Raw genomic sequence first — 22,314 nt, 5'->3', positions numbered from 1 at the left:
TCTCCGTTTCACCGGCTTAAAACTCAAATCCAAGGTACATAAGACCCCGCTCTATCTTCATTTTATTTATCACCACTCCCTTGCCGAAGGAGGGCAGGAAGGCGCTGTTCTTCAGTTTAAGTTCCACGGTGTTTCCATCCACTTTTCTGATAGCCATAGTTTGGGCAAGGTCCTTATTGGCCATAACGTTATTCACCATCATGGCGATCACTTTGCTTTGCAGTATATCGTTAAGCTTCCCGGGAATACCGAAACCATAAGCTTTATCAACCGTCACTTTTTCAAAACGGATGGCGATAGTGTTAGGCGCGGTGAGGATAGGCGTAAATTCTATAGTGGCGTAAACATCGAGCTTTACATAAGTCGAGTTCCGCATGGAGTTTTTAAAAGCCACTTCCACGCGGCCGTCGGCGCGAAATCTGACCCCCCCGTCGTAGTCCTGCGGAGCCAGGTCATAATCTCCGCCTTCAGCGCACTTGCGCAGAAAATTAGTGAGCAGGCCGTCCGAAAGCGCCAGGTTGTAACCGGGCAGCCGGTCTATGGCGGCGCCGGAGCCGGCTTTAACTCCCAGGGTAAAGCCTGTGTCGTCAAAGCTGAAGGCGGTCAGGCTGACATTGCTGACAAGGCCCGGCAGAAGCGGGGCCACGAAATCAGGCTTGATCGCGGCGCGCAGGGTCCAGGAAGCTTTGTCATAGGTGAAGGAAAGCACGTCCTTCGCCCTGAGCCGGACCTTATTGGCGGCAAAAGACCCGTCCATGGATTCGATCATGCTGGCGGTCAGGCCGTCGGCTATGGCGGCTATAAGGTCGTCTTTGTTTACCTGCTGGATACGCGAGAAAGGAGGCACCGACATGCCGGCGATAAGGCCGCTTTTGCTGAGGCTCTCCATCCCTTTGGGCCCTAAAGCCACATCCGCGTCCGCTTTAGTGAACCGTATAGCCAGGCGGTTCTCCCCTTCAAATGAAGGTTTGATCAAAATGGTCGGTTCGATATCCATGCCCTTGTAGTCGACGGTTACGTTGGTAAAAACGATGTGGTCGCCCTGGCGGAACAGCACCGGCTTAGACTGGTCCAAAACTTTCATGATAGCCGCTAAGCCGACCATCCGCTTGTTGAGCTCGGAAAATGGGATTTTTACGCTCATATCCAGATCCAGCGCGAGGGCCGTTTTGAGGTCCTTGGGAATGGAAGCGACCGGCTCGGCCGGAGCAGGTATGACGGCGATGGAAACGTTATCCGAATCCTTCAAGTCCGCAATGGAAACGGAATCAAGATTAAAACCGCCGGCAAACCCGCCGGAAGCCATGCACAGGAAGGTTATTGCGGATAAGATCGTTTTTTTCATGACTACCGCCGCATATGCTGATTTGTTCATATATTCTTACTCTCCTTAGTTGGTTTCGTCTTGCATGCGGCTTGCCGTGCAACCTTAAAACCTCATGGTATAAGTTTACTCCGTTGGCCGCTGAATCGCCTGAGGCCGAAGAACCAGAGCCGTCGTGTTATTTGACCCAGGAGCGGCGGCTTATCAAAAACGCCCCTGGTTAAGCCTATGGCTTAACCGATATGGTATAATCGGGATATGAATAACGCCAAAGCATTCAGCAGTGTTCTATCTAAAATCAGGAAAGAACAGGGCTTTTCAAGCGCCCATCAATTCTTCAAGAGCGTCGGGGGCAGCAAAAGCCTGGGGCTTTCCTTCATGAGCTACTGGGATATGGAACGAGGCAAGAAATTACCCAAGAGCTGGCGCCTCAAGGCGATCATGGCCTCTCTGGGTATTGCGCAGTATTCCCCCAAGGCCCAGGAACTGGTCCGGGCTTATTTCAAGGCGCTCTCAGGCTCCGATGAACTGCTCCATACCCTGTCAGCCCCGGCCTCTGCCGGAGTGGATCTGCCCAGCAGGGACCTGGCTGAAGCGGCAACCCATAAAGCGCTCTCGCAGCTCAGCGTCCACCTTACACTGGAGCAGTGGAAATTGCGCACACGGGATATGGTGACGCACATCTGCCAGAGCTACCTGGCCGATACGGCGGGCTGGGTCACGGTCCGGGAAATGTCGGACGCGACCAAGTTTAAGCCGGAAGCGATAAGGAAGGCTCTCAAAGCGCTGGCTTCCGGAGGGCTGGTTGATTTTTCAAAGGATAAGGCGCGCGGCCGGTTTACGGGAAAAATTATCCAGCTGCTGCCCTGGACGCCGGCGACCGCGGCTATCAGGGTCGCGCTGCGCAACAATTGGAACATGTGGCTGGCGGATTCCAGCCTCGCCGCCATGAAGAGGCAGACCGTCCGCATGACGAAGGCCAACCTGAATATATACCGCCAGCATCTGGAAAAAGCCGTAAATCTGGCCGCCGTCTATGGCAATGCCGAGGAAAACAGAGAAGACTCGGCCATCTATCTTATTGACGCCAGCATATTCCAGATCATTCCCAGACACTAAACCGCCGCTTCTTCAAAATTGAAAAAGGCGGGAGGGTTTTACGCCCTCCCGCCTTTATTGTTCTTTCTTCAGAATGTATCTCGGACAATTCAGAAGCGAGCGTTCTGCAGCGATTCGAACATCGGCTGAACCCTCATCCAGGCTTTGTCGGCGTTGAAGCTCGAAGGCAACGCTTTTCCGGCCGCGTTGGACTGGAATGCGATGGTCTGGATACCGAACATGGTCGCCATGAAGTTGTACACCTCGCTGTAAGCGATTTTGAAGTAACCCTTATCGCCCCATTTTTCGGTCCAGCTGTTCTTACAGATGAAAGCCTGCTCCGCGTCGTCATAACCGACCAGGATGATAGCGTGGCCGCCCAGCTTTTTGCCGGTGGTATAAGAGTAGACGCCTGATTTATAGGCCATAAAGTCCTCGTAAACCATCATAGAGGTGGGGATAGGACCGTACTGAACAAGGGCGGCTTTCATGGCGGCATCATCGGGCCAGGAGATAGTGCCCCATTTGTCGGCTTTATAGGCCGTAGCTTCCCAGCCGGGGGTGGCGGAACCGCAGGTTCCGTCGGTCGCGGTGTAAGGATACGCGGTTTCAAGCGGAAGGCCGGTATTCACTATATAACTGCCGTCGAGCTTTCCGCCCTGGCAGGAGCCGATGCCGCTGCAGGAAACCAGTATCTGTTCGGCCAGGTCCAGATTCTCTCCGGGCCTGTTCTGGTTGATCAGCACATAAGACTCAAGCGCGCCGGTCATTCCGAAAGCCCAGCAGGAGCCGCATTTCATCTGGTCCCTGACGGGAGTCACGAAATTACCGTTATTGTTTCTCCAGTCAATGGCCGCGGGAACTTTACCTTTCTCAACGGTAAGGACGGGCGCCCCGATCATGGTTTTCAGATTCAAGCCGACGAGTGAACCCCATTGATCCCTGGGCATCCTGGTCACTGCTGTTTCACCTGCGACCCATTTCGCGCCTTTCTGCTTAATCGCTTCCTGTATTTGTCTTATCTGCTCGTTTATCGTGCCGGTAAGCCCCGCTTCCTGGCTGAAAGCCGGCATATAGCCGATGCCCAGCATCAGAAGAACAGCCGCTCCGGAAACGATACTCCTCTTCGTTTTTTTCATCTTCATGTTTTCTTACGCTCCTTATTCTGTTTAGTCTTGGATGCGGCAGGCGTTATCATGCAGCGCTCCAAGTTTAAGATATAAGTTTACCCCAATTTACCCATGAGTTACATGAGGCCTTTGACCCAGGAGCGGCGGCTTAATAAAATGGCCTTTTGTTAAACTGACGGCTTAATCGTATGTTATGCCCGCCAAGGCATTAGGCAGCGTTCCCGGCGATATTTACCGGAAGGGGCGGACTTTAGTGAAGTTTATGAAGAAGAATGGCAGGATATTATAGTTGCAGTAAATAATAGACCGGATTCGCCAGGCCGTCTGAGGCGCATAGCCCCGCCCTTTTGGACTGAATAGTAAACCCAAAAGAGCGGGACATAGCGCCTGTACGGCACAGCCATAGGCTAGTAACCTCTGCCCAGCTTAGATACCGTGTCGCTGAATACTCCGCCTACGCTGTTGGAAAGAAGAGGCGTGAAGTTGTCTTTGAGGGTGTAAATATTCAGCAGCAGCAAGCCGCCCAGCACCACGGCGTTAAAAACCAGATTATCTTCGGAATTTTCATCGCACATCGCGAGAATTGATTTGCCCAGCCATAACCCGCTTGAAGCCACCGAAAGCACAACCCCCACCCATTGCCATTGAAGCCCGCATAAGCCGCTAAGGTAATCCCCCCCGCCGGCGCAGGCGGCCATAAAGAACGGCAATAAAAACAGAAATAAACGACTTCTTTTCATGGAGATACTATACAATACTTGCCCCGCTCTTTTGGATATATACATCGAAACCAAAAGGGCGGGGCTTGCGTAGGAGGGGAAACCACTATGTGGTGTCCCTTAAGCTGTTGGGAAGGAGTCGACATCAAAGCACGGTGTGCCTCAGACGTAGGGGAAACCGCGGCGCGGTGTCCGCCAGTCGCGGACAACGCCATAGGCCCGCGACAGGCCAAAGGCACTGTGGGTAAATCCCCTGGAAAGGGTCCCGCCAAAAAAACCGCCCTCCGGTCCCCCGGAGGGCATTTACCACATGACGTCCCCTTAAACCTTGGGACCTGAAGAAACTCCTTCCCTAATCGCTATTCGCCATTCGCTATTTGCTGTCCTTTAGTCCGTCAGGTCCGTGGGTTCGGCGAACCGCTCCCTCATATGGGTTACGTCCGAGATGGTGTTGTCGAAGCCGTTCTCGCGGTTGTTGAACATATTGTAGTTCTGGGTAATGTCCGCTTCACCCTCCACGCGCTTGTCGGTGTGGACGAATATCTCGGAAGAGATGTCCTTTACATCCACCATCTGGATGACGACTTTCAGAAAGTCCTCGTATTTCATCTCGCCGCTGGAGGCCACTTTGGCAAGCTTCTCGGATTGCGCTTTCCAGCCGGATTCGCTCCTAACGCTGATTATTTTCTCTATGAACCTGGTGGCCGAGTAAGCCAGGGTCCTGACAATGTCCAGCGGGTTGGTGCCATTATCGCCGTTGTTGTAATCGGAGGCGTTCACGCCAAGGCGCTTGCTTACGGCATCATAGTCATAAGCCACTTTGCCTTTCTTGTCTATGGTGAACAGGTCCATTACCTTGTTTATGATCTCGCCCTCGGTTTCGCGCATCACGTTCATGAAGGACTTCATTATCATCTGGGCCGGCGCGAAAACAATATCCTGCACGGCTTTTTCCGTGAACACCAGCTTGAACGACATCACGGCCGCTTTATAGGTTTTTGAAGGCTCGGGCTGATTGTTGTCGCTGTTGTAATTAGGCTCCTGGGGCGGCAGCGGAGGGAAGATGCCCGCGGAAGGCAGCGTGTTGTCCATATTTACACCGTTGCCCTGCATGCCCGCGTATTTCAGCACATTGTTGGCCTTGTCTATCATCTGGCGGGCGGAGGCGTCGCCGTTGCGCAGGAAGCCCTCGTACTGCTGGTAAAGCATCACGGGCCGCGAAACCTGGCCGTTTGCCGCTTCTTTATTCACCACATAAACATCTTTCTGCGAATTGTATTTTATCATCGTACCGGCTAAAGGAATGTTTATGGAATCGCCGTTGGATATCCGGGTCTGCTGCTGCACATGTATGGTGCTGCCGTCGTTATTCAGCGACTGGTAGCGATGATAGGTGGAAGACCAGGTTTTCTGGTGCGAATGAATGACGGGTACGTTTATATAGAAGTTGTGGCTGTTCCCGTCATAATGGTCGGACCCGGCGAAGGTGGCATTGGCGTTCACCTGCGAACCGGCTTGAGCGGCCAGCTGATCTATGTCGCCCACCCCGGCCTGCCCGCTGGCGTCTTCGGAGAAAGTGTCGAACTTCAGCCCCATCTCGATGAACTTACGGATGGTACTCAGATCGCCCTGCACGAACTGAACGAGCCTTTCCACCTGCTCCGGGTCATTGGGGTTGATGTAGAACTCAAGCAGCAGTTTCTGGCCGCGGGTATGCGCGTAGCTGCAGGCCAGCTTGAAAGCTATCATCTTGTTGATCTCGCTCGCCAGCGTGCGGTCCACGGTCTTGGAAATAAGGTCCTCGCCGGTCAGCAGGCCGATGGCGCCTGCGGGAATCTCAACGGTATTGGCGGAATTACCCACACTTGTTACCTTCACATGATCTATCCTCAGGCGCAGTCTTAAATTGTTGTCGTCTATTCTGTAAAGGCTTACCGCGGGCTTGCGCTCTCTGGTTATGCCGGCGCCTATGGAGATATTTACCGCCTGGCCGGCCATGGCTCCTATCCCGCCGCTAACGCTGTAGCGCACCACCACGGGCAACTTCCAGATCTCGCCGTTCTCCATCCTGCTTATGCGCTTGGCGGTTATGGGGAGCACGGTCTTCATTTCATAAAGCTTTACCAATGTGCCCAGTTCCTTGCAGTACTTGGTGCTCTCAAGCGGCCGAACTACAACTGACTTGCCTTCCACTCCGCCGCTTATTCCTACGTTTAACGCACCGACATTGGGAACCTGCAGCACTTCAGTCCCGATGGAGGCGCTAAGGCTTAAGTCTATCTCGTCTACCAGGGCCAGGCGGTTATCGGGGAAAGCTTTCAGGTATCTTTTAATACCGCCGCCCAGGCCCAGCACATTGGCGACAGTGTAGTTCTGATTAAGCTGGATCTGCGCGCTTTTGCAGAGCTTGTCCATCCCGCCATCCTTAAGATTGTCCCAGAAGTTGGTCAATTCGTTGGACGAGGTGGCGCTGGAAGGAACGGGAACGGAGACTGGCGCCCGGCCATCGGTTCCGTCCTTGGTCTGGTCCTTAAGTTCGCGCACTGAATCGAACAGGCTGGCGCCGCGATAAGCGCCGTCAAAGGCAAGGTCAGAGGCTTTAGCTCCAATGTTGGAGGAAAGCGAAAGTGCTACCGCCGCTAAACTGATTTTGGATAAGGATTTAAAGTTCATCACGCAAATAGTATACAGCGCGGGCGAGGTTTATGTCAGTGACAAAAAGCCCACCCGCGGGGTATTTTTAGCCCCATGCACAGGTAGGCCTTGGAATAGGATATTTATGGGCCCTCGTATGGGCCCTTCTAGGTCCTTAGGTCTGGGCCCGATAAGGGCCCGGTTTACTACATAATTCTTCTTACATAATAATCAAGAAACCGCTTAGCCTGAATCCTGCAGTTCAACCGGGTTTCCATTTAGAAATCAGGTGAACAGAAGTATTGCAGGATTCCCCGCAGCAGCGGGTCGAAAACCAAGCGCAATGCGCGCCAGGTTTTCGAGGGTGTATGCCGCGCGAAGCGCACCTGAGCTCCGCGAAGGGAAAGTTTCAACTGAAACTTTCAGGTTAGTTTAACACCACCGCCGCCCTGGTATCGTTGTCAGGGATATCATCATTGTTGACATCCTCGGGGGTAGTGTTCCCGTCCGCGTCCATTACGCGCACGTCCAGCTCATACTTGCCGGCAGGCAGGGGTTTGAAATTCACCGCTCCGTGCCACCAATAGGCGGTTATGGCCCCGCTGAACATAATACCGCCGTCCTTAGGCGGATAAAGAGCGGCGGCGCCTGTTACGGCCGTTCCGATAAACGAACCGTCCCTGTACACATTGATCTTATAAGTAACATTGGGCGAGCGGTTCTCGTAAATATTGAAATTTATCTGGTATCCCCTGCTCTCCCTGCCGCCCGATTGCACCGAAATCGTGCTTACCGAGAGGCTCTGCACCAGCGGCGGCAGGCGTTTTGAGGCGGATTCCAGCACGCTCACTGTGGCGACTCCGGAAACCGCAAGCTGTTCTAAGCGTATCTCAGGGTGCGCGGTGGTCCAGGGCTGATTGTTATTGCCGTGCGAATTATTGTTATTATTCGGAGGAGGCACGGCATACATATCCCAACCCCTGCGGCCGCCGTAATGCCCCCAGGGTCCGTAAGTCACATCCTGGCCCAAAGGCGGAGCGTCAGGCGCCGTTACCCAGTACTGCAGGCCGGTTTTAGGGTCTGTCCATCCTGGAAGCTTGCTGCGGGTCTCATCCTGAAGAGCCTGATAATATTCCCAGGGCTCCAGTTCCCCGTTATCGCGTTTGACGGAAATTTTCACGTCGCTGCCGTAAAAACCCTCAAAACTGTCGCTTATGCCATGCTGTATATTGGCCGCGTGCGTGGGAACGCCCTGATCCTGCGTGAGATGGCAGATAGTGCCAAGCCGGGAGTAAGCTTCAGGGAATTTAAAATGCTCATAGTTCCAAAGCACTCCGCCTTTGCTGAAAGGGGTATTGCCGAACCATATCTCCCGGACCGGGCCGCCGTTCATTGTGCTGTTCGTATGCCCGCTTTCGTCTTCGCTGCCTTCAACAAGGAGATCTTTAGCGGCCGCCATATCCGGAAAAGCACCCCTATCCATGAATTTAAGAGCGGCTTTGGCGATATACTTGTGAGTAGAGCCGAAAAAAGTCACGCTATACCACTTTGTGCCCGACCCAGGCGTCGGCGGCGCGGGGACAGGGGCCACGACCGGAAGCTCAAGCCTTGAGCCCGCTTTGTAGCCGGCGATCAAGTTTTCGGTGTTTTTTATGTCTTTTTCAAAATCAGCCGCGGACAGGATGCCTGATACTGCAAAAAGCAGGGTTGCTGCTATTAACAAGTTGTTTGATCGCTTTGCCATGTTTTATCCCTTTATTTCAACCCGTCAGGAACCGCAGCCTTGCTCGGCTGCGGTTCCGGGGCAGGTTTTAGTCTGACAACTGGCTGGATTCGTAGTGGTCCATGGTTTCTTTAGCTCCATCCACGCTGGCGAAGGACGGATTGTCGGCGTTATAGGAATACTGCACCGAAATATCGTTCCTATCTCCGGCCTTCTTTTCCGCCTGGTACAGCAGTTCGGCAGACACATCGCCGGGGCTTACAACCTGGACCAGCACTTTCAATATTGCTTCGTACTTCAGATCGCACTTGCCGCCGCCCGATATGACCTTTGAGAGCATATTGGCCTGGGCCTTCCAGTCCCCGGCGGTGCGTATTTTTATAATATCCGTGACCAGCTGCGTCGCTGTCCGGCAGAAGGAAGATATCTGGCTCATCACGCTGTTGTTCTGGTTATCGCCAACGGCGCTAAGGCTCGCGCCGAGTACCCTCTCAAGGTCGCTCTGCTTGTTCTTTATCTTGCCGTCTGCCCCGATGGTGGATACCGACAGGACTTTCGTCATGATCGCGCGGGAAGCCTCGTCAAGTGAGTTCGCGAACGCTTTTATCAGAATGTTCGCGGGAGCGGCTATTATGTTCGCTACCGCATTCTCGTTGAAATTTATGGCGAACGCCATAAAGGTGGCTTTATAATGCTTCTCTCCGTCCGCGGTGGAATCGGGGCCCTGGGTCGGCTGTATGGCGTCCAACGGTATGGCGGCGGTTGAACTGCCGCCTTCGCCCTGCGTTCCCACGAAGCGCATTATTTCATTGACGCTGTTCAGCATCTCGCGGGCCGACTCTTTGGTGTGCCTTATCTCGCCTTCTTTCTGCTCGTATACCATCACGGGGGCGGACACCTTTCCGTCAGTTTCTTTGTTGAACACAGTGACTTCCCTTTCGGTGTTATGCCTGGCCACCGTGCCCACGAAGGGGATGTGGATCAGGTCATGGGCGGTTTCCCTGGATTGCTGATGGACATGCAGGGTCTCATTCGAGCCCGGGGTATGCACGGTCTGGTAATTATGGGTGTGGGTGTGGGAATAGTCAGTTATCACGGGAACGTGGATGGTGAACTCAGTCGCTGATTCCTTGTAGCCGTTCTGCCCGGAGTAGGTGGGCGGAAGTCCGAGTTTCTGGTTCCACTCGGCCTGCATCGCCTGAAGCTCGGTCTCATCGGTCGTGCTGTTGTGGCCGGGCAGTAAATTCACTCCAAGTGCCAGCTTCGCCAGGGCGCCTATATTGCTCAGTTCGCCTTTCGTGAGCAGTTTAACGAGGATATCCATCTGTCCCTTGTTCTGGGGGTTGAGGACGAATTCCAGGAGCACTCTTTTGCCTTTGGTGTTGGAATGCGAAATGCCCATGCTCGCGTAGGTGTATTCCTCAAATCTCTTGGCTATCGCATTTGCCGCCACCGTTCCGGCGAAATTCCCGAGCTGCGAGGTAAGCGCGCCGCTCAGGTTGTCCAAGCCGGTCACCACGGGGGTTATTGTGACTCCCACTGAGGCGCCATAGGAAATTATTCTGGCCTGGTCTATGCGGAGGCGGACGCGGAGCTCTTTGTCGCTCATTTTGGCCAGTGATATGGTCGGAAGGCGCTGGTTCTCCACGCCGAAGGAGACGCTTACGCTTGCCGGACCATAGCCGCCGGACACGGTGGGGCTGAAGCCGACCCACAGGACGACGGGGATCTTCCAGACTTCCCCGTTCTGCATCGCCGCGAACCGCTCGGCTTTGAAAGGAAGAACGGTCTTATATGTGAAAGCATTGAGGATCTGCGGCAGCTCTTTGCAGGCTTTGGTCCCGCCGAGCGGCCGGATGACCATCGAGGAACCTTCCAGCCTTACGCCGCCCGTTATCGAAATCGCCGCGCCGGCGTTCTCGGGCAGCTCGTACAGATCGGACAGATCAAGGAGGGTCTTTTCGGCGCCGAACTCAAATTTAAGGCTGGCTTCGTCCACCAGCGCCAGCGTTTTGTCGGCATATCTGTGGAACCTGCGGTTCGCGGAGCCTGTCACAGTGCCGGTTATGTCGGCTCCGTAGGCGTTTCCGAGGCCGTGTTCCATGCCGTATTCTACGGGAGGGATCTGATGCAGTATGTTCTCGCAGATATCCTTCTTCATTACATTGTCATACAGGTCATCCCAGAAATTCTGTTCACCGGCGCCAGGGGTCTCAACCGTCTCCGACTGCCAGGTTGGGACTTCAGGCGCTGATACCGCGGGGGCGGCTTCGGCTGCTCCAAGTCCCCGGGCCTCTTTTGTAAGTGATTCAAAAGCGTCATATTTTCCCGCGGCGTTCGCGCTGCCGTAAACTGATATAAGGAAAGAACAAATAAGGATATATAATGACTTCATGCTTTTTGGCTCCTTCACTGCGGATTTGGAATTTATCTCTGTTGCCATATCAATAGTATAGCGCCTGGAGTAAAACCCCAAAAGTGTCTTAATACCCTGATTCCGCGCAAAAAAGACCCATATAGATATAGGTATTATGTATAGGCCTTACGGTAAGTAATGTGTCCAAACCTATGGTTCCGTCACCTGCGCCAGGCGGCGGGACTATTTATTGGAGGCGCCGCCATAGGCGGGCTTTTCTTCTCTGTGATTTCCTTTAGGGTAATAAGCGGGTGACGGGGCGGGAGCTCTATATGATCAGACGGCGCCCCGCGGGCCTTTTGGCCCTTTTTGAGAAAAAGGGCGGGGCAGGTCCCGCTCTTTTGGATTTAACGGTCAGCCCAAAAGGGCGGGGCAGGCCCGGGTGGGTCGGCTATTTGGGAGTTGGTTTTCCGGCTTAAGGTTATTTTACGGAAGCGGGTGCGGCGGCTATGCTGTTAAATACGGGCCTCACGTTCCCGTAAGTATCCAGAAAATCGGCGGCGATGAACTCCGCGAGTTTCTGGGAATCAAAAGGATTGATCCTGGGAGCTATAGCGCCTTCCTCGCGGTCAGGGGTGGAAAGGTCGGTCATAAAATACGCATTAGCCTGGTCTTTATTCTGTCCCGCGTTCGTCACGAAATAGGTCAATCCGAATTGCATCCAGTCCCCGCCGGTGAAATAAACCTCTATCCTGCGTTCTATCCCTTTCGGGTCCATAAAACGGAATACCTTTATGATCCGTGAATTTTCTTCAGTGTGGATCATTTTATATATCCCGGGATACGAGGAAACGACTTCGCCCTGGTATGTGCATTTTTCGGTTATATCGGTAAGCTGAATATTTCCGGCTGCGGCCCGTGCTGCGGAAGGTGCGGGAAGCGTGACGGCCTGGTATTTTTTCAGGGCGCCGTTTATCGCCGGCGCGAGCTGCGCGTCGGTATTGGCGATAACGGTCTCAAGCGCGGAATTGCCGACGCCGGACTGCGCGAAAGCGGAGCCGGACAGGGTGATTAATGTGATACACGAAACGAACTTAGTTATTTTTTTCATAGCAAGAAGCCTCCGAAATATAATTTTTTATTATATTCCCGATACTTTGTGCTAAGTTCCGTTATAGGTGGGGGAAACTTAACGCGCCTTCCAAATATTATCCGGGAAGGACATCACTGCCTCGGGTAGTAATAGGTCTTTAAGGATACCCGCGCAGCTTGTAAGATACGGAAACCACTGTGTTACCCGATACTGCTATAAGTTTATTATAGCAAAGTTCACAGATCCTGTAAAGCTAATTATCTTACCTGATGACATATTCCTGCGTACCGCTAAGGTCGGTCCGGTAAACGGTCGCGCCGACGGCTTGCAGATTGGACAAGGTCACCGGCGCGGGGAAACCGAAAGTATTGCCAGCGCCGACCTCAATATACGCGTATTTCGGTTTTACCATATTCAGGAAAGCGGAGCTGGTGGCCGTGTTGCTGCCGTGATGGCCCACTTTAAGGACGTCCGACTGCAGCTGGCTGCCGTAGGTGGATACCAGTGTGGCTTCCACATCCGACTGCATATCCCCGGTGTAGAGAATGGATTTGTTATGATAGGTTACCTTCAGCACAATAGAGCAGTTATTCAGTACCGGGCCCGAATTGCTGGCCCCGGGAGTGGGACAGCTGTTCAGCACTTTCACCTTAACTTCGCCGGGGTCCCAGTTCAGGTTATCTCCCGGCGCCGGATACGAAACTTTAACTCCCATACCGCTTATTTTGTCGCGCAAAGTTTTCGCGCCGGCGGTGCCGGTGTTATCTTCACGCGTATCATAAAAATTGCTTACCTTCGTATGGCTGAAAACGTAATCAAGCCCGCTGTAATGGTCCAAGTGAGGGTGTGTCAGCACCACATAATCAATTTTTGTAACATTGTGCTGAGTGAGGAACTGGGAAAGCGGGGTTGAAGGATTCGGGCCGCCGTCTATAAGTACATTTTGGCCGTTGGGCAGCTCTATGTATTCGGCATCGCCCTGGCCGACACTTATGAAGTACGCGTTCAGGGCCTTCGCGGGCTTAAGAGGGCTGAGAGCGGGAACGGCAGGGATGGCAACGGTGTCAAGGGGGGCAAGAGTTGTGAGAGAATCGAAGGCAGCGGCGGCAAAAAGATTTGCCCCAAGCGAAGAGAAAAGAAGTCCCGAAGAGAGGGCAACAGCGGCAAATAAAGTTTTCAGGTTCGCGATTGCGCTTATCTGGTTTTTTATTTTCATGAAAGCTAAATAAACAACGCCGCCTTTTTTCAGGGTGTTATCCTGCAATAATAATTTAACTCATTAGGTTCCGTATTTTAAGGGCCGAAAGGCCTATGTTCCCATAGGCTTTTGGTGGATATCGCACAAAAGCAGAATTTATTGGGTAATTCGGGGAGATGATACTTAATTCCAGGTAAACAGGTATTGTGTCACCGTATTCCCATCGCCCCGGATTAAATGAAAAGACCATCCTAAAAGGATGTCTAAAATTCTTGAGCGGGCGACATGAAGCGGCAGCGACCTCTCCCCATAAGGAAGATTCCCATCGCCCCGGATTAAATGGAAAAGGCCATCCTAAAAGGATGCCTAAAATTTTTGAGCGGGCGACATGGAGCGGCAGCGACCTCTCCCCATAAGGAAGATTCCCATCGCCCCGGATTAAATGGAAAAGGCCATCCTGAAGGGATGGCCTAACTAAAACTGGAGCGGGCGATGGGAATCGAACCCACATCTCAACCTTGGCAAGGTCGCGTTCTACCACTGAACCACGCCCGCATTTGCCGTTACAACGCCTTACACCTCAGGCGCTTTGATATTTTATCAAAAAAAGACCGCTTTTTAAAACTTATAAGTCATAGCCGCGCCGGCCGCCCCTTCAGGAGAAATATACGGAGTGACATTAACAGCCGAAATATCTTTCGGCCCGGCGCGTCGGGCCGCGGTGCGCCCCCCGTAAGCTATGGCACGGCCCACGCCGTAGCCGACCGCCAGGCCCAGCGGGTAATCGCTGGACCAGTGCGCCCCGTTGTTTATCATCTGGAAACCAAGCGCGCAGAGCAGTGTGTAGCCGACAGGCTTCACGTATTTTTTTTCCGGATAATTTTCAGCTATGACCGTGATGGTCATCATGCCGGTGGCCATGTGCCCCGAGGGAAAAGCGTCGTAGCGGGAACGGTGACGGCTGAAAGCGCCAAAACCCGGAAAAAACCGCCATACCGCGCGCGGCGCCGCGGCGGCGCCCGGCTCCTCGCGGCCGGTAACGTGCTTTAACGCCTGCGTGGCAAAGCCGGTAACGATCAGTCCTTCGGCCAGCTGATAGCCTGTCTGGCGCGCTCTCCAGTCGCCTTTGAGCCGGCCGTAAGTTTCAAACCCGCCGAAAAGGCCCAGGGCTACCCAGCCGTCGCCCAAAAAATACATGGCCGAGCCAGCGTCGGTCGGCCCGTCCAGGATGGACATACCGCCAATTTTAATAAAAGTTCTGCTTTTGTCCTCGCTTGAGATACCGATTTTTTTGCCGAGTTTGCGGGTATGGTCGTATATTTTCCGGTCGTATTCCATCAGGACAAGCGTGGAAGCGGTTATGGCGGCAAGCCAGGGAAGCTTTTCTTTTTTAAAGCTGTCCGCAACAAAAGCGCCGAAGTCTGCCGGAGCCGAGCCCAGTGTTTTAAAAAGTCCCGGTTCGGCGTAGGAAAGGGAGGAGCCGTCTTTAAGGGTATATGTCCGCGACGAGATTTCCTGCGCGGAGGCCGCCGAAGAAAAGAGTATAAAAAAAGCGGCTAATACCGCCCCTATCCTCTCCCCCCTATATGCTAAACCCTGCTTTTTACTCATCCGCGCGCCAGTTTCCACTTTGTTCCGCCGGAGGAATCTTCTATCAGCACGCCCTTGTCGGCAAGCGCCTTGCGCAGTTCGTCGGAACGTTTAAAATCTTTGGCCTTGCGCGCCGCCTCGCGCTCTTTTATGAGGGCGGCCAGTTCAGCCGGCAGTTCCTGGCGCTCCGCGGCGGCAAAAAGGCCGAGCGCCAGCACGTCTTCCGCGGCAACCGCGAAAGCCAGCCGCTGCGGCGCGGGTATTGAGACGTTTTTAAGAGTGTCCCACAGGCCGGCCAGCGCTTCCGGCAGGTTCACATCGTCGGCCAGCGCCCCTTCAAAATCATTGAAATATTTAGCGCTCCTGTCCGCCGCGGGAGGCTCTCCCTGAACCTCGGCCTTCAGCTTCGCGGCCAGCGCGCGCAGGCCGTCCAGGCCCCGCGCCGCGGCCTCAAGCCCCTCCCAGGTAAATTCAAGCTGCTTGCGGTAATGGGTGAGGAAACAGTAATAGCGGTAAGCCAGTGGGTCGTAGCCTTTCTCCGGCAGTGTTGAAACGGTAAGGAATCCGCCGGCGGATTTGGACATTTTTCCGGTGTCGCCCATCACCAGGAACCTGCCGTGCATCCAGTACCTGGCGAAGGGCTTCCCGGTGGCGGCTTCGGACTGGGCTATTTCGTTGGTATGGTGTATAGCCACGTGATCCTCGCCGCCGCAGTGGATGTCTATGGTCCCGCCCAGGTGTTTCATAGCCATGGCGGAGCATTCCAGATGCCAGCCCGGAAAGCCGGTTCCCCACGGAGACGGCCATTCCATCTGCCTTTTCTCTCCGGGCGTTGAAAATTTCCAGAGCGCGAAGTCGTGAGGGTTGCGCTTTTCGGCGTTAGCCTCGACCCGCGCTCCCTCCTGTATTCCTTCTATATGGCTTTTGCCGGCAAGCTTGCCGTAATCCGGCAACTTAGCGGTGTCAAAATATATGCCGTCGCCTATGCGGTAGGTAAAGCCTTTTTTTTCAAGCTCGAGCACCAGCTCTATCATTTCTTTAATATATTCCGTGGCGGGGCAGAGCACGTCGGGCATAAGGCAGTTGAGCGCCTTGTAATCCTTAAAAAAGGCCTCGGTGTAGAATTTGGCTATATCCCAGGCGGATTTGCCTTCGCGCCTGGCGCCCAGTTCCATCTTATCCTCGCCGGTGTCGGCGTCGGAAGTAAGGTGGCCCACGTCGGTGATGTTCATAACGCGCTTCACTTTGTAGCCGAGAAACTTCAGGGCGCGGACCAGGCTGTCCTCAAAGACGTATGTGCGCATGTTGCCGATATGGGCGAATAGATACACCGTGGGGCCGCAGGTGTAAATACCGGCGGCCTTTTCCTTTAAAGGCTTAAACAGTTCTTTTTTGCGGGTCAGGGTGTTGTAAACGGTCAAGTCCATATCAGTTGTTTTTTAAAGCGTTTTTTATTTTCTTATCCAGGGCCGAGTAAAAAGCGGAACAGAGTTCGGCGCCGTAGCGGGAAGCGTATTTTTTCCTTATGACACACGATACTTCCACTTCCGAAAAAGGATTGACCGCCCCCCTGGGGGAGAGCGTGTAGCTGAAACCGGCCTCCGCCGGAGTGTCCGCCGAGCTTTTTAAAGCGGACTCGTAACTTTGGGCCACAAAATCCGGCAGGGCGGCTTCAAGTTCCGGGTCGGAGATCTTAGAGAGCGCGTAGCTTCGGGTTTGAAAAACCACCGCCCGCTCCCGCGCGGAGGCGGGCGCGCCAGGTCCCGGCGCGGCGCAGGCGCAAAAAAAACACAAGAAAGCCGCGGAAAACAACGGAAAGCGAAGGGCCGCGGCTGAAAACGACGGAACGCGGCTGAAGGTTTCCGAAGAAAGAATTTTCCTTATTTCCGCCGCCTTCTTTCGCTTTTCCCGACCTTCTTCCGCTTTCTTCGGCTTGCCGCTGCCGTCCATTATCATTTAACCACGCTTGCCACGGCGTAGCAGACTATGGCCTCGCCCCGGCCCACTTCGCCAAGGCCCTCGCGGCTTTTTGCTTTCACGCTCACGCTTTCGATCTCGATCTTAAAAATTTTAGCGAGCGATTTTCTTATCTGGTCGTAATAAGGCTTCATTTTCGGCTCTTCCGCCACTATGGTCACATCCAGATTGACTATTTCGGCTTTTTTAGCCTGCATGATCTCAAGGGTTTTTTCGGCTATATTCACGCTTGAAATACCCATTATGGTAAGGTCGGTGGGCGGAAAATAAACGCCTATCTCGCCGGCCGCTATTGAGCCGAGAAGCGCGTCGCAGACAGCGTGCAGCACCACGTCGCCGTCGGAATGGCCAAGCAGGCCTTTCGGATAATCCAGCTTTATGCCGCCCATTATAAGGGGCCTGCCGCCGGCCAGGCGGTGTATATCGTAGCCGAAGCCGAACCTGGCACGCGGCTGCGTTTTTTTAACTGCTTCTTTTGCGTTCATAAGAGCCTCCGCTACTATCAGATCCTCGGGCGTTGTGACTTTCAGGTTTGAATATTCCGAAACCACCGCGGCTGGCTTTACGCCCAGGATTTCCAGCAGCTGGGAATCGTCGGTATAATCCCTTTGCGGCCGGGACGCCTTAAGCGCCCGCGCCAGCAGCGCCCGCCTGTAGCACTGCGGCGTCTGCACCGCCATATAGGCCGCGCGCTCAAGCGTGGCCTCAAAAGTTTTACCGTCTTTTGAAAGCTTTTTAACCGTGTCTTTGAGCGCCACGCCCGGCACGGCGGCGCCGGTTTTTAGCGCGCGCGAGAGGCATCCGGCTATCACTTTACGGCTCACAAGCGGGCGGGCACCGTCGTGCACGGCCACAACCGCGGAGCTCGCGGATACTTTTTTAAAACCGCTTTTAAGCGAGGCCGTGCGGTTCGGCCCCGAGGGCGCCAGTTTCACGCCCCTGCTCTTCCACCAGTCGCCATGCTTCTTAATGTTCTCCGGGCTGAGAACAAGGACAATTTCAGAAAACAGGCCGCTGTCCTCAAAAGCGGAAACGGTCCATTCTATCATGGGCTTTGAGAGCAGGTTCAGGTACTGCTTATCGGCGCCCATGCGCGAACCCGTGCCCCCGGCGAGAATAAGAGCGGTTGCCGGCGGCCTGGCGGTTTGGCGGCTTGGCGGCTTTTTATCGCTTTTCTTCGCCATCGTATTCTTTATTCTTCGTTATTACTCAGTAGACAGAATTCAGAATGTAGAACCTTTCTCTTCTCTGTCGTCCTCATTCCGACTACTGTCTGCTGGCTACTGAATTCCGCTTCTTGGCTACCTGAGCAGTTACTGTCGGTTCCCGGGTCCTGCCGGGTTTCGCGAGCCCTTTACCCTTGCGAATATTATTCTGCCCTGTGAGGTCTGAAGGATGGATTGCACGGTGGAATCCACTTTTTTACCCACGAAATCACGGCCGTCCTCCACCACTATCATGGTTCCGTCGTCAAGATAGCCGACCCCCTGTTCTTTTTCCTTGCCGTCTTTCATCACGAACACCGACATATCTTCTCCCGGCAGCACCACCGGCTTCAGCGCTATGCAGAGATCGTTAATGTTCAGGGCCACAAGGTTTTCAAGCGCGGCCAGCTTATTGATATTGAAATCCGTGGTAATGATAGCGGCGCCAAGCTCATACGCTATACGCACGATTTTAAGGGAATTATCGTTCAGTTCTTTTACGTCGCGGTCTATCACGCGGAAAAGTATTTCCTTTGACTCCTGCAAACGCGCCAGGATATCCAGCCCCCTGCGGCCCTTGGCCCTTGCTATGGGCTCGCCCGATTCCGCCAGCGCGTGCAGTTCCTGCACCACGAAACGCGGCGTGATCACGGAGCCGGTTATGAAATGTGTTTCGCAGATGTCGATCACCCGCCCATCCACAATTGCCGACAGGTCGAGCACCTTCATATTCCTGCCTGAGCGCTTCCCGAGCGAGAGGATATTCTTGTCCAGGTCGTCGATTTCGGGTATTTTATTGACGCAGATCATCATGCCAAGCAGCGCCAGCGCGTACCGGACAATGCCGTTATACATCAGCCAAATCCGGTTGAAATTGTCGTTTTCTATCTGAAACACGGTGTAATCGAGCAGCTTTGAAGCAATAATGCCCAGCGCCGCGCCTATGATCCCTACGATCAGATAGAACAGGCTTACGCTTTCGAACAGATGCTCAATGCCTATAATGACCAGACCGATAAAAAAGCCGAACACCGCTCCCTTAAGGTCTCTTGAAACCGTGTAATAGGTAAACACGGGAGTGCCGACCACAGCTATAACCCTGAATATCCAAAGTATCATTTTTTTCTCCTTTAGCAACGCAACTTTCCAACAGCCATATGCTTTAGGCCATATGCCATAAGCTAACAACAAGCTCCTAACAGCCTATGGCCTCTGGCATACGGCTTATGGCGGGCGCGGCGCCCTTACGGCTTATGGCAATCCACCGCCGCGCTTTTAGCGGCGGGAACAAACTTCGCCAACTCGCAGTTCAGCCCGTCCAGATCCTCCACAGGAAAAAGCCGGAGGTTTTTAAACTTCGCGGACTCTTTGGCGGAGGGCTTCGGAATAAAAGCTTTTTTAAAACCCAGCCGTTCGGCTTCGGCCAGACGCCTGGCCATGAAACCGGGGTTCGCGGTCTGGGCGAGTATGCCTACCTCGCCCATAAAAAGACAATCCCCCGGCAGTTCTATATCTTTTGCCGAACTGATGAGCGCGGCGCAGAAAGCCAGGTCAAGCGCGGTGTCTTTTATTTTAAGCCCGCCCTGGAAAGAGGCGAAAACATCCATGTTGTCCAGGCGCAGGCCGACATTTTTTTCCGCCGCGGCCATCAGCACCTGCGCGCGGTTCAGATCCATGCCGGTGACGGTGCGCCTGGGGAACGGGTAATAAGACCTTGAAACCAGCGCCTGCACCTCGGCAAGTATCGGACGGGAACCTTCAAAAGCCACTGAAAAAGCCCGGCCCGCCAGCGCGCGCTCGCGGTTCGTTTCAGCCGCAAGAGCCGAAGCGTCCGTCACGGACTTAAGGCCTTTTTCCCCCATTTCAAAAATACCTATTTCATCTATCGCGCCGAAACGGTTCTTATGGGGGCGCAGTATCCTGTAAACATTGTTCTTCTCGGCGTCAAAATAAAGCACGGTATCCACTATGTGCTCCAAAACCTTCGGGCCCGCGAGCGTCCCTTCCTTGGTCACATGGCCCAGCAGAAAAAGCGGCGCCCCTTTGGCCTTCACCGTTTTCAGCAGTTCCGAGGCGCACTCCCGTATCTGGCCCACGGAACCCGGCGCGCCCACAAAATCCGGGTGGTACATGGTCTGTATGGAGTCTATGATAAGCGCGGCCGGCTTTATTTTATTGAAAGCCTCAAGCACTTTGGCCAGGTTGGTCTCGGCCATCAGGTACACATTGTCCGCCACGGCGCCGAGGCGCGCGGCCCTTGACCCCACCTGCGAAACGGATTCTTCGCCGGTGACATACAACAGTTCGCCGCCTTTAAAAGCGCCCGAAGCGAGAGCCTTGGCGGCTTCAAGCATTAAAGTGGATTTTCCTATGCCGGGCGGCCCCGCCAGCAGCAGCACCTGGCCCGCTATCAGGCCGCCCCCAAGCGCCCTGTCAAGTTCCGCTATGCCGGTGGGGATGGAGCTGTGTTTCTCCGCGCCCGCCTGTGAAAGTTTTACCGGGTCGCTTGAGAATTCGGTCAGCCCGCGCGACTTGCATGCGGCCTTTGAAAGCACTTCTTCGGCCTCTTCCACCAGGGTGTTCCAGCCGTTGCAGGCCGGGCACTGGCCCAGCCACTTGGCGGAAGCCTGGCCGCATTCCTGGCAGCGATAGATGGTTCTCAGTTTCATAGCTATTTTTTGCTGCTCCCGCCGAAGCTGAGGAACCCTAAAAGATAAGAGATGTCCTTATCCTCAAAGGCTATCCTGGTGCTGTAATCAAGCCGCTTTACCTCGGTCAGGTCGTTTAAGCGCACGGCGGCCGAGATATATTTGTTAAACGCGACGTTCACGCCCGCGTCGTAGCGCGGAGTATTGAAAAACCTGCGTTTTATAACGCGGTTGCGGGTAAATTCCGAAGCCTCAAACATAAGGCTTATTTTATCCCATTTGGAATTGTAATAGAAAGGCTGCCAGCGCACTCCGCCGCCGGCCGAGCCGCTTATCGCGCCGGCGTACAGGTCAAAGCCATTCAGCTCCCAGCCCATCTGCGCGTCCACGGTGTTTCTGGTTTCATAATCCGTGCCGCGGACCCGGTCTTTTATGTTTACGATATTGGCGGCGCCCACATAATAGTAGCGGCCGTCCCTGGGATAAATTCTGATCCCGAAGTCGCTTCTTGAGGCATTGGCCGCGGGCTCATATTCCCAATTCCAGCGCCAATAGGTTTTAAAGCCGTTTATGCGCCCCACGACGGTTTTTACCGAGGCGCTGGCGTCTTTTAAGTTGTTAAGGGTGGAGGTTACGTTCTCCTTCATCTGCTTATCGGACACCAAAGCCCCCACGGTGCCCTCCCCCCTGTTTATTTTATCCACTATGGCGTCGGTCTTTGTAAGCATGTCGTCAAGTTTGGCGGTGATAGAATCAAGGCGCTCCATCACTCTCTGGGCATGCGGCTGGGTATCGGCCAGCAGCTCGTTCAAGTTGGCCGTTGCCTCGCGCAAATTAGTCATGATTTCGTTGATGTTGCGCGTCAGGCTGCCGTTGCCGCGCACATCTTTTATCAGCCCCTGCAGGTCGGTTATCATTCTGGTCATGGCGCGGTCCAGCGGCAGGGAATTTTCGCCAAGCACGGTTTCCCCGTTCTCCACAACGCCGGAACCGGGAGTGCCCTGGTCTATCTCAAGGAATTTGGAACCGATTACGCTGGTTGAGCCCACCAGATAGTGCGCGTTGCGGTAAATTTTCACGCCCTCCCTGATGTACAGCTCCACTATCACTTTCTCTTTCTTTAAAAATATTTTTTTGATCTTTCCGACTTCAACGCCGGAGAGTTTGACGGCGGCTTTGTCCGGAAGTCCGGCCACATCGCTGAATTCGGCGTTAATGGTATAAAAACGCTGGAAAGAATAGTCGCCAAGCAGGAATATGGCGGTGCTGAAAAGGATAGCGCCCGCCAACACGAACAAACCCACTTTCATCTCGCCGTTCATGCTTTCCTGTTAACCCGGGCCAGCGAATGATATCTATATTACGGCCCAGTATATAAAATAGCAATTTTTGCAGCGGTTTTACAGGATAAAACGGGGTCAGCTGCGGCGTCAGCCGGGCCGACCCGACTTCCGCAATGAGGCACCCTGACGCCCGCGTATCTTGCGGGAACGGGCGCCGGCGCTTTCCCCGCGCGCTCCGGGACCGGGTTTTAAAGAAGAATCCTGAAGTCTTCCGCCGGCTCCGGAACGCGTCTGAAAGACAATGCTTTCAGACTTGAACGGTCCTCACCGTCGCGG

Annotated in this window: 16 protein-coding genes and 1 tRNA gene; 1 reads left to right on the top strand and 16 read right to left on the bottom strand. The window is 54.1% G+C overall.

Annotated features, from left to right (window positions below):
- Positions 1–16: 16 nt before the first annotated feature.
- Positions 17–1,375, bottom strand: a complete 1,359-nt coding sequence (locus NTX59_00470; protein MCX5784140.1) for a hypothetical protein — start codon at positions 1,373–1,375, stop codon at positions 17–19.
- A gap of 207 nt (positions 1,376–1,582) precedes the next feature.
- Between NTX59_00470 and NTX59_00465 the strand changes: the two genes are divergently transcribed.
- Positions 1,583–2,443 (top strand): hypothetical protein, encoded by an 861-nt coding sequence (locus NTX59_00465; protein ID MCX5784139.1) that lies wholly within the window; start codon positions 1,583–1,585, stop codon positions 2,441–2,443.
- Positions 2,444–2,532: 89 nt separating this feature from the next.
- Here NTX59_00465 and NTX59_00460 read toward each other — a convergent pair whose 3' ends face one another.
- From NTX59_00460 to NTX59_00390, 15 genes are all read right to left on the bottom strand, one after another.
- Positions 2,533–3,567: a C1 family peptidase gene (locus tag NTX59_00460; protein ID MCX5784138.1), complete on the bottom strand. Its 1,035-nt coding sequence runs from the start codon at positions 3,565–3,567 to the stop codon at positions 2,533–2,535.
- A gap of 392 nt (positions 3,568–3,959) precedes the next feature.
- A complete protein-coding gene (locus NTX59_00455; protein ID MCX5784137.1) occupies positions 3,960–4,292 on the bottom strand; it encodes a hypothetical protein in 333 nt (110 codons plus the stop codon).
- A gap of 366 nt (positions 4,293–4,658) precedes the next feature.
- Positions 4,659–6,944, bottom strand: a complete 2,286-nt coding sequence (locus tag NTX59_00450; GenBank protein MCX5784136.1) for a hypothetical protein — start codon at positions 6,942–6,944, stop codon at positions 4,659–4,661.
- Positions 6,945–7,332: 388 nt separating this feature from the next.
- On the bottom strand, positions 7,333–8,649 hold the full coding sequence (locus NTX59_00445) for a hypothetical protein (protein ID MCX5784135.1): 1,317 nt from the start codon (positions 8,647–8,649) through the stop codon (positions 7,333–7,335).
- 67 nt (positions 8,650–8,716) lie between these two features.
- Positions 8,717–11,023 (bottom strand): hypothetical protein, encoded by a 2,307-nt coding sequence (locus tag NTX59_00440; GenBank protein MCX5784134.1) that lies wholly within the window; start codon positions 11,021–11,023, stop codon positions 8,717–8,719.
- A gap of 442 nt (positions 11,024–11,465) precedes the next feature.
- Positions 11,466–12,095, bottom strand: a complete 630-nt coding sequence (locus NTX59_00435; protein MCX5784133.1) for a hypothetical protein — start codon at positions 12,093–12,095, stop codon at positions 11,466–11,468.
- Positions 12,096–12,339: 244 nt separating this feature from the next.
- A complete protein-coding gene (locus tag NTX59_00430; GenBank protein ID MCX5784132.1) occupies positions 12,340–13,293 on the bottom strand; it encodes an MBL fold metallo-hydrolase in 954 nt (317 codons plus the stop codon).
- Between the two features lie 463 nt (positions 13,294–13,756).
- Positions 13,757–13,830, bottom strand: a tRNA-Gly gene (locus NTX59_00425).
- Positions 13,831–13,893: 63 nt separating this feature from the next.
- Positions 13,894–14,886 carry a phosphatase PAP2 family protein gene (locus NTX59_00420; GenBank protein ID MCX5784131.1) on the bottom strand — a complete coding sequence of 331 codons (993 nt, stop codon included), beginning with the start codon at positions 14,884–14,886 and terminating at the stop codon, positions 13,894–13,896.
- Positions 14,883–16,292, bottom strand: coding sequence for a cysteine--tRNA ligase (gene cysS / locus NTX59_00415; GenBank protein ID MCX5784130.1), 1,410 nt, complete (start codon positions 16,290–16,292; stop codon positions 14,883–14,885). Before cysS ends, NTX59_00420 begins: the two co-directional genes overlap by 4 nt.
- 1 nt (position 16,293) lies before the next feature.
- Positions 16,294–16,821, bottom strand: coding sequence for a hypothetical protein (locus tag NTX59_00410; protein MCX5784129.1), 528 nt, complete (start codon positions 16,819–16,821; stop codon positions 16,294–16,296).
- On the bottom strand, positions 16,818–18,026 hold the full coding sequence (gene ispD / locus NTX59_00405) for a 2-C-methyl-D-erythritol 4-phosphate cytidylyltransferase (protein ID MCX5784128.1): 1,209 nt from the start codon (positions 18,024–18,026) through the stop codon (positions 16,818–16,820). Before ispD ends, NTX59_00410 begins: the two co-directional genes overlap by 4 nt.
- 129 nt (positions 18,027–18,155) lie before the next feature.
- A complete protein-coding gene (locus tag NTX59_00400; GenBank protein MCX5784127.1) occupies positions 18,156–19,166 on the bottom strand; it encodes a PIN domain nuclease in 1,011 nt (336 codons plus the stop codon).
- A gap of 125 nt (positions 19,167–19,291) precedes the next feature.
- The gene (gene radA / locus NTX59_00395) at positions 19,292–20,716 is read right to left on the bottom strand and encodes a DNA repair protein RadA (protein MCX5784126.1); all 1,425 of its coding nucleotides are present in this window, start codon (positions 20,714–20,716) and stop codon (positions 19,292–19,294) included.
- A 2-nt stretch (positions 20,717–20,718) separates the two neighbouring features.
- Positions 20,719–22,017, bottom strand: a complete 1,299-nt coding sequence (locus NTX59_00390) for an MlaD family protein (GenBank protein MCX5784125.1) — start codon at positions 22,015–22,017, stop codon at positions 20,719–20,721.
- Positions 22,018–22,314 lie beyond the last annotated feature (297 nt).

The sequence above is a fragment of the Elusimicrobiota bacterium genome, from assembly GCA_026388155.1.
GTDB lineage: Bacteria > Elusimicrobiota > Elusimicrobia > Elusimicrobiales > UBA9959 > UBA9634.
This window is presented reverse-complemented; position numbering and strand designations above follow the sequence as displayed.